The following is a 14,253-nucleotide window of genomic DNA, read 5'->3' as shown; positions in this document are numbered from 1 at the left end:
GGTTTAATTAAAGCAGTTCATTCAGCTAATGATGGAATACATGGTCAAGAGTTGTGGGTACACGATGACAAAACAGGGATCACATCTATGGTTACAGATCTCAGTCCAGGCGCGAGTGGTGGCTTAAACGTGTTTAGACAGCCTTGGCACGGTATGTCATCAATGGCTATTTACGATGGCGATCTTTATTTTTCTGGCAAAAATGCGCTCTATGGCGAGGAACTTTGGAAGTTAGAAGGTACAACCGAGGAAGTAACTTTAGTCGCCGATATTCTGCCTGGCGCAGATAGCGGATCCCCTCATAATTTTACCGTCCACAATGGCAAGCTATACTTTTCAGCTGAGCATAACTCAGTGATAAAATACGAATATTTACATAGCTATTCTAGTAAAACAAACCAGGTTTCCAAAACTCAGATTAACTATTGGAATAAAGATAAATATGTTCACAAAATGGAGTCTATTAATGGCACGCTGTATGTTACCAGTAGAGGTTCTAGAATTACTGAAAGGGGTTGGTTTGAAGGGGTATTTGCGTACGACGATAAAACTGATGTAATGACCGAGATACATACAAATGGTAGAAAAACCTCTAGTGCTTCTGGTGGGACCTTTGGTCGTTCTTGGTTTACATATTATTTAGGTAGCATTTTTTATACTGCTTACGATCGATACCAAAATCGATACACACAAGAAAATAAAATCATATCTGGTTATTATGAAATAGATTTGGCAACACAAACCTCTCGCCCTTTGATTGCAGAGATTGTTACTGACCGGTAAGGTTTTGGTTGAGAAAGCGAGTTTAACGCTTTCTCAACCTATTGCGATGCATATTCTAAAAGTCGAAGTTTTGACAACCTCATTTAAGCTAGTACAAAACTCTCTTCGGTATCACTATTTTTAATAGTTAAAGTAATCGTAAGCTTAGTGCTTTTACCTTCGTTCAAATCCGCTAACAAACATAAAAATGCCAGCGTATTCCAATTTACAGACTCATCTAAAAGGCCTTCTATAAAGCCTTTAACTGACACCATAGTCGCTATTTTGCTGTTAAGTTCATCAACGAGATCATCTAATTTTTCTTGCCATGGCTTAAGATCAGTTGGCTTTTCTTTTTTGAGTGCGATGAAGGACTCCCCTAACTCATTCAATAAGTCAGACATATCGGTAAATGCCTCAGCACACTTGTTCACGGCTCGCACACTTCTTACGGCCAATAAGTGAGAGCCAGTTTTCCTTCGAATATCACGAATAGGAGGAATGTTACCTATGAAGTTACTATTTATGTGTTTACATGCCATGCTTTCGGTTGATTTACGACCAATTTGCTTTATAAAATCAATTCGATTATCTGCAAGCTCATAGCCGTTCAACAGGACATTAAAACTGTTATAAATATTTTTTCTAGGCATAAAGCTTGTCTCAAAAAAGCTATTGCAAGCTAACTCATACGCTTTTTCATCCCCAAGTTGCGCTAATTTTTTATAGAAATTTTTATTAAGCAACATGTTTGCGCGCAAAACTACAGTTGAACCATAACTTTTTTTACGGTTATACAATTGTATTGCCCGGTTGGTTAGTCCTGATTGAACTAGCCCTCGCTCTTCAAGACTATATAGAAACTGCTGAAGCTCTGACGACCTCAGATTTTTATCACTAAGAGCTAAGCTAACACCACCAACCGAAGCTAGACGGTTTTGCTCACTTGCTTTAATAATGTTTGAAGTACTGAACACACTGAGTTTACGTTCTTCATGGAAGAAACCAGCTTCTTCTTCTAGCTTTGCTTCAACATCTCCTACCAACAAATTACCAGAAGAATCTACTTTGATATTTATTTCTGAAAGTTTACGAGTCAATGCATACATATTGACTTTGCCAAAGCTAATACCAAGCTTTAGCTCTTTAACTTGTCTGGACCAAGATGTAAGCTCGCCCTCTATTGACTTTATTGCGGGATGGCCGTTTGCTTCAAGCGCTTGCGCGAGCTCTAGCGCACTTCCTACTTTGCCAAGCATCATATACTTAACAATGTCAGAGTTCTCTTGTGCGGTGTTCGTTGGGTCAATTATAATAGTTAGGAGCGCGCTCTCTTTTGTCCATTTAGATGCGTTATACCCAAGTTGTAATGCGACTTGATATTCAGCGGCTTTTTTAGCACCTTCTAGCAAACGTTGGCGAAGTTTTTGATATTCGCTAAGCAAATCAATAACCGCCTCCGTTACCTCCTGGCTATATGTATTAATGTCTTCTGCAAATTCATCAACCCGATTACCAAATTCGCTCAGAGGCTCAAGCCACTTCCTAACTTCTGTACTACTTTTATGAGCGAAGCTCTCAACCTTTGCTTTAACTTTATCTTGAAGGTCCTGATTAGCGTTATTAATTGTACTGAAAACAGTTTGTGCAAGTGTGTCGTTGAGATAGGTGGATAATTGAGTAGGTAGTCCGGACTTAAGTACAAACTCGGAAATAGACTGATTTATTTGCTGAGTACCATCATTGAGCCAGTTGAACACTTTATCTGAAGGCTTTGATAGCTCGCTTGAAACTTTCTCTTTGAGAGAATTAATAATTTCTTCTGATTTGTCCTCACCCAATGCCGTTTGCACGAGTGATCGCCAAACGGCGTCATCTTCGGCTATCGATTGCAACTTAGACGTCATATCCTGTACTAATAAGTCGCCTAGATTACTCCACTCATCTAAATCACTTTTCCATGACTGCTCATATGGCAGATATCCGTCTATTAAGGCTTTACCTAACTCGTCAAGGCCAGAGACTTTTATATCAGCACCTAATGCCAAGTCAAATTGCTGTGACTGTTCGTCTAAAGATTCTAATACGATTTTTAAACTATTATCGCTGAGTTTTTGACAATAAGTTCGGAAGTGACCATTTAGTTTGCTCTCGTATCCAGCTGAAAAGCCAAGTGATATGCTCGCTGAAACTTTATGTTTATGGCCAGTCACACTCACTTTTTCAGACTTGGAGATTGATTTGCCCAAACCTAGTTTGCCACTTAAGTTCACACTATTCTTATAGTTTACTTCAACGCGGCGTAACCCATGGTAGTCATTGAGGTCACCAGATTGCGGCGAAACCAAATTGTTATTTATTGAGTCAAGGTCAAAGTAAATAAATTTGTGTGAGGCTGTGTTCTTGAAAGTGTGATGTAACGATTCTAATGCAGAATCCACTCCATCAAATTGGTAGAGGTAGTGCAAATCAAAATCAAAGCTACCGCCAGCTGAAAAGTTACCTGAAAAAACCCCGTTAGTACCAGAAACAGCCCCTTCAGCTCCAGCAGCAACTCCTAAGCGAAGACTTACGCCATAATCTAATTGAGGCATGTTTATATTGAAAGTGTCTTTACAAGTTTCGGCGTTGGCAACATCGAGTTTAAGCGCAGAACTCGCTTCCCCTTTAATTTTAACTGGCAGCCCTGCAATGCTTTTGGTCTTGGCCATGTTCCCATCAAAGCCCCAACTTTGTGTGCTTTTAGTTGTCTCTGCAAAGCGCGCAATTGTGGGAAATGAAAACCTGCCATTATTAAAGCCAATACCCCACTTTTCTAGCTTGGCTAGCTCATTTTTAAAATTCGATTTAACAGTCAGATCCAGTATGTCGCCCTTAATTTTTTCTATCCTCTCAGGATCCCCTTCATCGTTTTTAATTCCATTAAGGGCAAAAAAGACAAGTTTAAATGCGTCTGAAAGCGAAATATCATAATGCTTACTTTGATGCTCAACAAATTTTAATAGTGCGCTTTCTATTGGAAGGTTGAATTGATTGTATTTTAACACTGTCATTTCCTTTTATTATGCTTATTTTTTGTTCAACTTAGACAATATAAAAGAATAGATAAACTTTTATGACTTGCGAAGCTAATAAGCCAAAAATAAGCAAGCTTTTTAATAGTAAAGTCACTTAGAAGCTGGCTATATTAATAGCCAATAACAATCTTATATTGATGGTGTTTAAATAAACACCAGTTTAACGAAATGGTAATTGTGCTCTTATCAATTTGTTTTTGAAGTAGCCTTAGAAGAAATGGATGGGCTTAAAAGTTGCAATTATACCGATAGTCTAATGTGACCTTAAATCTATTCCCTCATGAAATGATTCATTCGGCACTTCTTTAGTTAAAGCTTGCCCAGCAATAGGTGTTTTACCATCAAAAGTGAGTGTTGGACTGCCATATAATTCCCAGCCATCATTTAACGACTTAGAAACTCGCATACAAAAAACCTCATCATCTGGCCCAGTGATAAACCTGTATAGTTTCATTAAAAGTTCCTTTGAGAGTATATAAGCTCAAGCGAATCGAGCGAAAACGGTATATAAAGCGAAGATTTTTTAGATACATGTTAAGTAAGCGGAGCGAATAGTAGATTCTCATATTATCGGATTGCCGATGCTCTAAAACCCAGTAGACAAACATCTGAAAAGCGCCTCTTGGCGCTTATTCAACTGTAGAAAATTAGTTTACACCATCGCAGGTCCAACCCATACCACAAGTTTTGGCTTGTCGATCGGTAAAGAATGGGCAACCACGATCATATTCAGTTTCCCCGCCACCTCTTCTTCCACCGACTACTGCTGGAGTAGCAAGGTGATCAAGCGTATTGCTAAGTGAGAGATTTTTAATCTGTGATTTGTTCAGTCTTAATTTCATAATAATTTCCTTTTAAGGTTTCGAGATTAGAAACTAAACAACCCACTCAATATTGTCAACAATATATTGTATGCAATTAGCGTTTTACTTGATTGACGCTTTTGGAGATTACATGATGATGTCGGTAATGCCTATGTAGCCGGGGCTACCGCTAATATCCCCACATGTGCCAGTAAAACGAACTGGTGTATTGGTAGTTTTTGATGTGAGTGCAACGGAGAGAATTGCTTCAGCACCAGCTTGCGACTCTTTGATATATGCATAAGCTGCTGCGGGGCAGTTCGGCGCAGACCAGTCACTTCCCTGAGGCACGAAGTAATAGAAGGCATCATTATTGTAAAGTTGTACTCTAACTTCTTTCACAACAAAAGATTGTGTTGTCACTTTATCGCCTATCGCACTCATTGCAAAATGAGGGATAGACAATAAAAGCAAGTACATAAATAGTTTCATTTTATCTCCAATGTATTCGGCACCATATATTTGCGCCATACGATTCATTTTGCGGGCAAATTTATCATACCCCCCCAACAAATCAAGGGACAAATGCTTTATTGTGTGTAAAGCTTTTGAGCTTCAAAATTTAAAGATGACACAGCACTTTCTAAGGTCAGTACTCGGATGTTTAAAGACGTTCAAAATTTGGCCTATATGGAAATGTATATTTATGTAATAACTGTGCTTTTATCATAGCAGTTACTTTATTTAATAGACCATTTGGTTTACGATCGTCCGTTAATTTATGGTCGGTCTGCAAAGTAACCCGGCCATTAATGAGTGTCGAGAATTGTATTATTTGGAGAAGTCATGACGCCAGAAGCAATGACAGATTTAACGATAACACTATTGTTATTGTTAGTGTCACTTGGAATGGTATTTCAAGGCAAAATATTAAGAGCTACGAAAATGGATACACCTGCAAAAAATGCAGAAAAACTGCATAAAAGAGGTGGAATGCTGCTAACGTGTGGTTCAATCGTGGCAGTAATACAAGTCTTTAAACTGGGTTCATTCTTGTTTTAATGGCGGTATCCGAGGTACGGCAGGAAGCTTCAAAGCTCCCTGTTGAACCCCTTAGAGATTGGAACCAGTGAGTTCAATGTTCTGTGTGTTCCCACCATCTGCATCACTTTGACTTCTAAAATCGCCTTAGAAAAGCGCTCTTTTATTATCATGAGTTTAATCCGTTAATGTTCTTAATACCTTCTGAGCTGTTTTGCCTTTTCTCACAAAGAAAACTTGGGCCACAAGTAACACAATAAATGACAAACCAATGTGTAATAAGTCATTGTTAGCACATGTTGAAAAATAACATTCACTGCCAATAAAAGCGCCAAAAGCCACAGCAAATATCCAGGTTGCCTTAATACTGAGTTCCCATCTAAATATTTCATTTTTGATAAGCTTTATATGCGCCTCTAATGACGTACTCAACTGGGCGCTTTTTAGGTGTTTTAAGCTGCTTAGACGACTTTTACTCATCAGTATAAATAACGAGATCCCCCATAAGGTTGCAAATCCAATCCAAGCTTGTTTGATTAAAGGCATGTTCTCGAGAAAAGAAAGTAAAAGTAGGTAACTCACGGCTAAAATTGCCGACAGTTCAATCAAAATGTTTAACTTCAAAATAAAGCTCTGTCTTTTGTGGCGCTTTAGTAGTTTCTCCATATGGGGCAACGATTTGTCTTCAGAAGATTGCCACAGTGATGACAGCTGTTCAAACTCATTATTGTCCATTAATTTAACCCTTTTAATAGCTTTGAAAGCTGCTCTTTAGCTCTATGTAATCTTATCCCGACATTGGTATCACTAATACCTAGTACATCGCTGATTTCCACATTATTCAAATCTTCTAATTTTAACAACATAACTTGCCTCAAGCTCAGCGGAAGTTTATTAATCGCGATTAATAATTGTTTTTGCCTTTGTGCCTGTAATGCGCTTGCTTCAGGTGATACTCGCTCACATAAAGTAGCCCCATCTAATTCGTCTTCAGACAACCGGCTGTGGCGTCTAATATGGTCAATTGCCGTATTGTGTATTACCCGATATATATAAGTATTGAGAGAGCATTGTTCGCTAAATCCATCAAGTGAACGCCAAACTGACAATGCCATCTCCTGCGCTAATTCATCCGACAAAGCCGGACGGTTTTCATAACCAGAAGCTGCTCGGCTTATTTGCGGCCAATACTGTGCAATAATTTTTTCTTTGTTTGAGTCCTTGGTGAGCGTTACCAACGATACCTGCCTCCGATTTATTTTTCTTATTTAGTCGTTGAACTTGTTTGTTCCATTACATATTTTTTTGAAAAAAATTTATCCAACTGATTTATATATGCTTTTTTAAAATATTTAAAGAAATATGCAAAAAATACAAAAAAGTTGTAATACCTAGCGAACTTCGCCGACTAATCAGAACAAGCTCATAAAGTTTTAAATGTATAGGAGAAGAAAAGCATGTCAATTTTAGATCAATTAAAAAAACTCAATAAAAAGCGAGTGTTAACCACTGTTTGGTCACTAGTTGCTGTAAGTTGGATAGCATTATTTGGTGTTCTTTTTGTCGTTGAAGAAAAAAGCATTCAAGTCGCAGCCGCTACAATCACAGCTTTATTCACAGAAGGAGCAATATGGAGTACCGCCGCCGTAACTGGTGTTGCAGTTGTTGAAAGTAGAAAAGCGGTGATCAGTGCAATAAAAAGAAAATTAACAGGTTACAAGTCTGCTTAGACTACTGTATCAAAAAGGAAAAAGTAATGAATACGCGCATTAAAAACATACATCTTAATGAAAAAGCTCTACTTTTAATTTGGTTACTAACACTTGCAACATGGTTAAATACAGCACTCGTAATGGCATTTTCACCCTTTAACATACTTGAGGTTAGTGCACTGTTGTTTTCAGTTGTTTTAACACAATGCGCAATATACTTAACCAAGCATATTGCTAAACAAAACAAGATAGTACGCACAGTATACAAAAGCTTATTTGGTGAATAAGTGAATCGTTCAAGCCCAGGAAAGAAAAGCCCTTAAATTCTCACCCTTAACCTGGGCTAACGATTAGCTATACAAGCTCTATAGGTCCATGATCATCACAATGGTTACCGTGTTGGTGTTCTAGCCTTCCATCAACAATATAATCTATATGATCGCCATGCTGAATTGCCTCATGACCGCAGCCTGGACCATGAACATGTCCATTTCCTAAATGTGCTTTATTGCACTGTTGTGGATTTGAGTCAGATACCTCAAATATATGTTCATCGCAATGATCACCATGTGGATGGTGTAATTTGCCATCGACCAAATAGTCAATATGGCCTTTATGTCGTACGGCAGTGTGTCCGCAATTGGGGCCATGTACATGACCAGAATGTTTGTGTGACTGTGAGCATGACATGCAAATATTCCTTCTTTTATAAACCTTCCTTAAAGTTAGCTTAGAACATAAGCATTTCAAACGGGCTATAAAGCGCTATTTTTAAAACTTAATGCCACACAGATACTGGGAAGGATAACCGCATAAATGTCCTAGACACTATTTGGAGTTTATTACCAAACTCAATAATTTCCTCATTTGTCCACCCTTCTGGGTGTAGCCAGCTTTCAGCCCTTTCAGTTAGTAAAATGGCTAAATCAGAGTCCATATATTTTATTGGTATTGCAGCCAACCCCCACAGCATAACTAACTTGCCTTCAGCTTCATGATCTCTTGGTGCATTGGACTCCAAAGAACGAAAATACTTTTTAGTTTCCATCAGAGCCTTGGACACCTCAAACACTAAGGTATCACGAATGCAATGCTTTTCAGTGGGAACTGACCAAAGATTTAACGCGACTCCATTAAGCTTTGAAACTAATAATTCATGTGCCAGGTTATGGTCCATTTCGGGAAGGCTCACATCAAAAAGTTCAATGTATGCGTCTTGTGCAGTTGTGGAAGCTTTAATTGCCATTGTCGGTTCCCTCCAGTTATTTGTTGTGTGAAGCTTTAACTTATAAATGTAGGTTTAGCAATAAAAGTAGCAAAGTGACAACCTAAAAAACTAAATTACCTTAAGTTGTGTATGCTGAAAAAGAGCTGCTTAAAGACTTCGCCTGTTGGTTGCTACGCAATACACTAGAGTTGGTCATTTAAAGCTTCAATTTGTTTATGTAAACACTTTACAATTGTTGTATATAAAATATTTTTGTCGATTGGTTTTCCTACATGGAATGTAAACCCAGCTTTGTGATACTTTTCAATATCCTCTTTTAAAACATTAGCTGTTAGGGCAACAATAGGAATCTCATTATCCTGCAGCCTTATCAACTCACAGGCCTCTACCCCGCCCATTTCAGGCATTTGAATATCCATTAAAATTAGGTCTGGCGATTTTTTCCTATATAAATCTACGGCTTCTACTCCATTAGAAGCGAAAAACAACTCTGCACTTGTTTTCGAAAGAATCGCATCAATCACTTTGGTGTTTATTTTATCATCCTCGGCAACCAAAATACTGATTTTACTAAGGTTAGGATTTGACGCTTGGCCCGGTTGCATATCAAAGCTTTTCACTGAAGACGCTTCCATAGGTAAAAAAACATAAAACGTACTTCCTTGTCCTTCCATGCTTTTTACTTCAATTACTCCATTCATCAATTTAATCAGCTTTTGAGTGATTGCCAGCCCTAAACCCGTGCCTCCAAACTTTCTCGTAATAGAATTGTCTGCTTGTATGAATCGTTCGAATAGTCGAGATTGTGCTTGCTCAGACATACCAATACCTGTATCCACCACCTCAAACACAAGACCTTGTAAGTCGTTAACACCAGTCTTAGAGACATTCAGTGTTACACCCCCTGTATCAGTGAATTTGACAGCATTGGAAACAAGGTTAAGCAATATCTGGCGAAGCCTCACAGGATCTCCTTCCCAACCTTCTGTTACGCTTGCTTCGATATTTATTTTTAAATAAATAGATTTATCTTCGATATCTGAACGAAAATCATGTTGAACTGACTCTACTATTTTGAACAATGAAAAGTCTATTTGCTCAATAGACATTTCATCCGCTTCAATTTTTGAGAAGTCTAGGATGTCATTGATAATTTTTAATAAGCTACGACACGAAAATAAGGCTGTGGCAGCTGTATCTAAATTACTTGGTTTTGTTAAGTTAGACTGAAGAACTTGTAGAGACCCCATTACGCCATTTAATGGCGTTCTAATTTCGTGACTCATATTGGCTAAAAACTCTGACTTAACACGTGACCCTTCGAGTGCTTTTAGCGTTAACTGGTGCTCTTTTCGAATAGATGTATTGAGCTTGTAAAAATACAAAATTAGAACACCAATAAATACTAGAACACTCGCAAAATGTATGGTGTTTGCAATAAGAAAATTGCGATCGACAATTGCTCTTTCTTCATTTAGTCTGAGTTCGCTTCCAACATGAAACTTTGCCAACGCGCGTAATGCTTGCGAATCATCTACTTTTACAGAGCTATCAATTTCTTCACTTGAGGCATTGTTTTTGATTAGCGACAGCGCAGTTTCTAGGTTTATCTCGTATTCATTGATAACACTTTTTATAGTTGTAATAGATTCATCACTGTACTGCTCATAAGACTCTAACTGAAATAATATTTCATGGATTTCCGCAAGGGATTTCCTTAGCTTTGGCTCATAACGGTTTGCATCTTTTCTAAGCACTAGGTTTTTAAAATCATGAATAAAGCCGCCATAACCCAAGTGCTGTACCAAATCGTCGTGTAACAAGTACACCTTTTTAATGTTTGTGGAGTAAAAATTCCATTGTTTTTCAACTTGATGATAAAAAAACCATGAAACCAAAGTTAAGCTTGCTCCTGTTAAGATAACTAACAAAAAGTTCAACTTTAGCTTGCTTTGCTCTGCTCCAAACTCACTGCGCATTCATTTTATTCCTTAAAAGCCTCCACTAACAATATAAAATATTAGCAGTGAAATTAAGATCAAGGTCAATGATTCCGCTCTTAGCGACAAAAAACTGTATTGCGCTGTAAACCATTAATTACCTTGTAAATATCGCAATTAAGCTCATGAGTTGTATAAAAAAGAGCTTTGACTATAGTTTTGTCGATTACTCACAATCAGGAAATCTCTATGAAGGAAATTATATTCGCACTATCAATTGGTGTTACGTGTTCAGCCATAGCCTCTGAACATAAGTCTCATGACGAACATGCTCATAGTCATGGTTATAATTGTGGTCACGCAGCAGAATGGCACAAAGACCATTTCGACTATAACCATAACGGACACGATCACCATAGTCATGCTGGCGATACACATGAAGCAAAAGTTAAGGTTCACAACAAGCATAAACATGGCCATGGATTAGACTGTGGTCACAAGCAGCGTGTTGAACATGGACGAGTTGAGTACAATCATGACGGACATTGGCATCATCAACACGGTGACCATTTCCATGAAAACCATGGTTAGAAATTAGCATGCCTCTTAGCCCCGCTTTTTGTGAGCTGGGCTTTAACGAAAGTTTACAAGAGCGGAATTTAACATAATTCAATAACCAATTCTTAAATGTATAAGCATTGAACACATCAATCTTTTAAAAAGAATGGTTATAGAGAAATTTTCGAGTTTATATATTTATTCATTTCATTAAATAGAATGATTTGCAACTTGGAGATAAAATTCAGAAGTATTACTCAAAATGAAACACCTGTCATAATCAGATACCAGTTGCTTTAATAACTTGCTCCTCCACTACTTTATCTCCAAATTTATAGAGTAATGATTTTAACTTTGGTGTGATGACGTTCTTACAAAATGGTCTATTAGGATCTGTATAAAAGTAGTTTTGATAATGCTCGGGTGATGCATTAAATTCATTGAACATGATTGCCTGAGTAATAACCTGTTTGTCAAAACTTTTCTGTAGTTTATTTAAACACTCAATTGCAGACTCTCTTTGCACGTCATCAAAACAATAAATTGCGCTACGATATTTATTTCTGCGGCTGTGATTTGAAGTAGCACTGTGTGTATGAAGATGAATTTCAATAAGTTCACATAAAGAGATTAATGAACTATCAAATTCTAAAATGATCCCCTCTGAAAACCAGTTTTGATCTTGATAACTACTAACCCACCCTTGTGTAACATGATACACTCCCTTTAAAGAACTAAATATTGCTTCTGTGCACCAGTAGCAACTGCCCCCAAGCCCAAGTTTGTTAACCATACGGACACCTCAAAACCCATGGAGTATTCAGATTATGTGCTTTTGTAAAGTACCACAAAGATATAACTTCGCGAAATAGAACTGGCTCATGTCAAATGCTGCTTTCTTTTATCATTTGAACTATCATGCCATACAAAGGTCTTATCCCGTTCACCCAACATCATGAAATTTTAGAGGTAACTATGACTAAGTCCATTTTGATAGTTGAAGATGATAAAGAAATGGCAGAATTGACATCTATGTTGTTTGAATCAGAAGGTTATCGATGCGCCATTTGTTCAGACGGCGACAAGGCAATCGAAATGGTGCAAGCTTTAAACCCAGAGTTAGTCTTGCTAGATTTAATGTTACCTGGCAAATCGGGGCTTCAAATATGTAAAGAAATCAGAGCCTTTTATACAGGAGCTGTATTAGTTTTAACAGGCCAGGACAACGAAATCTCTGAAGTCGCTTTACTAAAAGCAGGTGCAGACGATTACGTGTTAAAACCACTGAAACCCCATGTTTTGATTGCTAGGGTTGAGTCTATTTTTCGCAGATTAACACCAATAGAACAAACATCTGCAGAACATTTAGTCATTAGTGGCCTGCATATTTACCCGACAAAACGTACTGTGCAACTTGCTTCAGGAGAAGCATTAAACCTGACTACCGCAGAATTTGATATCTTACTATTACTAGCTCAAAGTGCTGGAACTGCCGTTTCTAGAGATGAGTGTTCTCGAGTATCACGCGGTATAGAAAGCGATGCATATGACCGTTCCATTGATATGCGTATTTCAGGCTTGAGAAAGAAACTATCGAACACTCCTATTGGAGATTCGATCATTGTTACGGTACGCAATAAAGGATACATGCTTTCTAAGTCATGAGTTACACGACAATACAAACCCTTACAAAGCCTTAATTTACTCAATTAGATTTAGGATTAAGCTACCTTTAGTTTCACTTAATGGGGCATAAATTGAAAAAGCGTATACATATATTTTGGCACTTTTATTTTGGCATTATGTGCTCAATTGTCTTTGTTTCAATGCTCACAATTACGTATTTTTCTCACATTGCAGAAGATTACGCTATTAAAGCCTTTATTTTGGATGTAAAACAAGTTGTCTCCAGATTCGAACATAAGACCATTCAGTCTCAACAAATAGAATCGCATGGCCTTAAATCAAAAGTACTTGATGGACAGCAAGCAAAGCTATTTTTAAACTCTATTGACTACATAGACAATATTGAAGGCATTGCAATTTATCATGACCCCCAACGGGATATCTATATTTCTGCACACGAAGACATTATAAAAGATAGGCTCTTAATTATCAGAGAAATTGACTTTGAACAGGAGTTTAGCCAGTTAAGTGATTTCCAAAAAAAAGAAGTCTTATTTATTGCAGAGGAGGATGCGCTGAACGAACAGTTTCAATTAACTTTCGTCTTTAGTTTTGTCGTGACTATTGCGATTGTTTTACTGATTCTACTTGCATGGCTCAAACGCATGCTCAAGCCCATAGAGCAAGCTAGTATAGACTGGCGAGAGGGAAACTTAAGCTCACGCATCAGCGCCAAATCGCCTGAACCACTTTACTCCTTGTCATTAACTATGAACAAAATGGCTGAAGACATAGAAAACATGATCGAAGAGCAAAAAGTAATGTCCTATGCCATGTCTCATGAAATCAGAAATCCGTTAAATGGCTTGTCGTTATCAATCGAAATACTAGCTAGACAGCACACCTTTTTAAATAATGATGTGACCTATGCAAAATTAAAGCGATATGCTGGCGAACTGGAGAGCTTATCCCTCAACATTTTAACTTTAGCGAAAGTTTCAAATGTTGACAGTGAAGCGGTATTTGAAAAATGCGATATATCAAATACCATCGGTGCAAGAGTCGATTTTTTTGTGGAGCACAACCCGAATATTGACTTTGAAATCGCTATAGAGTCAGATATCAAGTTAAAAGGGCTCCCTTTGTACTTTGAACTAATCATAGACAACATAGTGTCCAATGCATCTAGATATACAAATTCAGCAGTTTTAGTTTCGTTAACTCGACAAGCTAATACAGTTGAATTAACAGTGACAGATGACGGTCCAGGTATAAAAAGCGAACATCTCGATTATGTGATGATGCCTTTTTCTCGCCTTGATTATAGTAGGAACAAAGTAACTGGCGGTTTTGGGCTTGGACTGGCTATAGTCAACTCAGTAGTAAAGCGTTTAGGTGGTCACGTTCAATTAGAGAACAATAAAACGTGCTCTGGTCTAAAAGTGACAATTCTATTGCCACACGAAGACTGATTGGCAATCAACAGCAATTCACTTATTCAGTAAA

Annotated in this window: 16 protein-coding genes; 6 read left to right on the top strand and 10 right to left on the bottom strand. The window is 37.7% G+C overall.

Going from position 1 to position 14,253, the window contains the following annotated elements; all coding sequences use genetic code 11:
• The coding region (locus N475_RS17195) for a hypothetical protein (protein ID WP_211270621.1) at positions 1-783 on the top strand (783 nt) is incomplete at its 5' end.
• Positions 784-866: 83 nt separating this feature from the next.
• Here the strand turns inward: N475_RS17195 and N475_RS17190 are convergent.
• From N475_RS17190 to N475_RS17175, 4 genes are all read right to left on the bottom strand, one after another.
• A complete protein-coding gene (locus N475_RS17190; RefSeq protein ID WP_063365661.1) occupies positions 867-3,809 on the bottom strand; it encodes a hypothetical protein in 2,943 nt (980 codons plus the stop codon).
• Positions 3,810-4,092: 283 nt separating this feature from the next.
• On the bottom strand, positions 4,093-4,293 hold the full coding sequence (locus tag N475_RS17185; RefSeq protein ID WP_063358093.1) for a DUF1737 domain-containing protein: 201 nt from the start codon (positions 4,291-4,293) through the stop codon (positions 4,093-4,095).
• A 193-nt stretch (positions 4,294-4,486) separates the two neighbouring features.
• The gene (locus N475_RS17180) at positions 4,487-4,681 is read right to left on the bottom strand and encodes a hypothetical protein (protein ID WP_063358092.1); all 195 of its coding nucleotides are present in this window, start codon (positions 4,679-4,681) and stop codon (positions 4,487-4,489) included.
• Positions 4,682-4,789: 108 nt separating this feature from the next.
• Positions 4,790-5,134 carry a hypothetical protein gene (locus N475_RS17175; RefSeq protein WP_155732595.1) on the bottom strand — a complete coding sequence of 115 codons (345 nt, stop codon included), beginning with the start codon at positions 5,132-5,134 and terminating at the stop codon, positions 4,790-4,792.
• Between the two features lie 354 nt (positions 5,135-5,488).
• Here N475_RS17175 and N475_RS17170 point away from each other — a divergent pair, with 354 nt between their 5' ends.
• Complete coding sequence (locus N475_RS17170) at positions 5,489-5,704, top strand: hypothetical protein (protein WP_063358090.1); 216 nt, start codon at positions 5,489-5,491, stop codon at positions 5,702-5,704.
• A 156-nt stretch (positions 5,705-5,860) separates the two neighbouring features.
• Here the strand turns inward: N475_RS17170 and N475_RS17165 are convergent, their stop codons facing one another.
• Entirely contained in the window at positions 5,861-6,418 is a 558-nt protein-coding gene (locus tag N475_RS17165) for a hypothetical protein (protein ID WP_063358089.1), read from the bottom strand.
• Complete coding sequence (locus N475_RS17160; protein WP_063358088.1) at positions 6,418-6,921, bottom strand: RNA polymerase sigma factor; 504 nt, start codon at positions 6,919-6,921, stop codon at positions 6,418-6,420. The genes N475_RS17165 and N475_RS17160 overlap by 1 nt, the downstream gene beginning before the upstream one ends.
• A 219-nt stretch (positions 6,922-7,140) precedes the next feature.
• On the opposite strand from N475_RS17160, the gene N475_RS17155 reads away from it, so the two are divergent.
• Positions 7,141-7,413: a hypothetical protein gene (locus N475_RS17155; protein WP_063358087.1), complete on the top strand. Its 273-nt coding sequence runs from the start codon at positions 7,141-7,143 to the stop codon at positions 7,411-7,413.
• A gap of 336 nt (positions 7,414-7,749) precedes the next feature.
• On the opposite strand, the gene N475_RS17145 is transcribed toward N475_RS17155, so the two are convergent.
• The 3 genes from N475_RS17145 to N475_RS17135 all read right to left on the bottom strand — a co-directional run bounded on the left by N475_RS17145 (position 7,750) and on the right by N475_RS17135 (position 10,602).
• A complete protein-coding gene (locus N475_RS17145) occupies positions 7,750-8,085 on the bottom strand; it encodes a hypothetical protein (RefSeq protein WP_063358085.1) in 336 nt (111 codons plus the stop codon).
• An 88-nt stretch (positions 8,086-8,173) separates the two neighbouring features.
• Complete coding sequence (locus N475_RS17140; RefSeq protein ID WP_063358084.1) at positions 8,174-8,641, bottom strand: hypothetical protein; 468 nt, start codon at positions 8,639-8,641, stop codon at positions 8,174-8,176.
• A gap of 164 nt (positions 8,642-8,805) precedes the next feature.
• Positions 8,806-10,602 carry an ATP-binding protein gene (locus N475_RS17135; RefSeq protein ID WP_063365659.1) on the bottom strand — a complete coding sequence of 599 codons (1,797 nt, stop codon included), beginning with the start codon at positions 10,600-10,602 and terminating at the stop codon, positions 8,806-8,808.
• A 210-nt stretch (positions 10,603-10,812) separates the two neighbouring features.
• Between N475_RS17135 and N475_RS17130 the strand changes: the two genes are divergently transcribed.
• Positions 10,813-11,154 (top strand): hypothetical protein, encoded by a 342-nt coding sequence (locus tag N475_RS17130; RefSeq protein WP_063365658.1) that lies wholly within the window; start codon positions 10,813-10,815, stop codon positions 11,152-11,154.
• Between the two features lie 247 nt (positions 11,155-11,401).
• Here N475_RS17130 and N475_RS17125 read toward each other — a convergent pair whose 3' ends face one another.
• Complete coding sequence (locus N475_RS17125; RefSeq protein WP_063365657.1) at positions 11,402-11,914, bottom strand: peptide-methionine (S)-S-oxide reductase; 513 nt, start codon at positions 11,912-11,914, stop codon at positions 11,402-11,404.
• 182 nt (positions 11,915-12,096) lie between these two features.
• Between N475_RS17125 and N475_RS17120 the strand changes: the two genes are divergently transcribed.
• Positions 12,097-12,786 (top strand): response regulator transcription factor, encoded by a 690-nt coding sequence (locus tag N475_RS17120; RefSeq protein WP_063358110.1) that lies wholly within the window; start codon positions 12,097-12,099, stop codon positions 12,784-12,786.
• 92 nt (positions 12,787-12,878) lie between these two features.
• On the top strand, positions 12,879-14,219 hold the full coding sequence (locus N475_RS17115; protein WP_162269606.1) for an ATP-binding protein: 1,341 nt from the start codon (positions 12,879-12,881) through the stop codon (positions 14,217-14,219).
• Positions 14,220-14,253 lie beyond the last annotated feature (34 nt).

The organism is Pseudoalteromonas luteoviolacea DSM 6061 (assembly GCF_001625655.1).
Lineage (GTDB): Bacteria > Pseudomonadota > Gammaproteobacteria > Enterobacterales > Alteromonadaceae > Pseudoalteromonas > Pseudoalteromonas luteoviolacea.
Note: the sequence above shows the minus strand (reverse complement) of the source record. Positions and strands in the feature narration are given on the sequence as shown.

Excerpts from the sequence above, each read along its gene's own strand:
- N475_RS17185 (WP_063358093.1), bottom strand. The coding sequence starts at position 4,293 with ATGAAACTATACAGGTTTATCACTGGGCCAGATGATGAGGTTTTTTGT.
- N475_RS17125 (WP_063365657.1), bottom strand. The coding sequence starts at position 11,914 with ATGGTTAACAAACTTGGGCTTGGGGGCAGTTGCTACTGGTGCACAGAA.
- N475_RS17130 (WP_063365658.1), top strand. The coding sequence starts at position 10,813 with ATGAAGGAAATTATATTCGCACTATCAATTGGTGTTACGTGTTCAGCC.
- N475_RS17140 (WP_063358084.1), bottom strand. The coding sequence starts at position 8,641 with ATGGCAATTAAAGCTTCCACAACTGCACAAGACGCATACATTGAACTT.
- N475_RS17180 (WP_063358092.1), bottom strand. The coding sequence starts at position 4,681 with ATGAAATTAAGACTGAACAAATCACAGATTAAAAATCTCTCACTTAGC.
- N475_RS17175 (WP_155732595.1), bottom strand. The coding sequence starts at position 5,134 with ATGAAACTATTTATGTACTTGCTTTTATTGTCTATCCCTCATTTTGCA.
- N475_RS17135 (WP_063365659.1), bottom strand. The coding sequence starts at position 10,602 with ATGCGCAGTGAGTTTGGAGCAGAGCAAAGCAAGCTAAAGTTGAACTTT.
- N475_RS17165 (WP_063358089.1), bottom strand. The coding sequence starts at position 6,418 with ATGGACAATAATGAGTTTGAACAGCTGTCATCACTGTGGCAATCTTCT.
- N475_RS17145 (WP_063358085.1), bottom strand. The coding sequence starts at position 8,085 with ATGTCATGCTCACAGTCACACAAACATTCTGGTCATGTACATGGCCCC.
- N475_RS17120 (WP_063358110.1), top strand. The coding sequence starts at position 12,097 with ATGACTAAGTCCATTTTGATAGTTGAAGATGATAAAGAAATGGCAGAA.
- N475_RS17170 (WP_063358090.1), top strand. The coding sequence starts at position 5,489 with ATGACGCCAGAAGCAATGACAGATTTAACGATAACACTATTGTTATTG.
- N475_RS17155 (WP_063358087.1), top strand. The coding sequence starts at position 7,141 with ATGTCAATTTTAGATCAATTAAAAAAACTCAATAAAAAGCGAGTGTTA.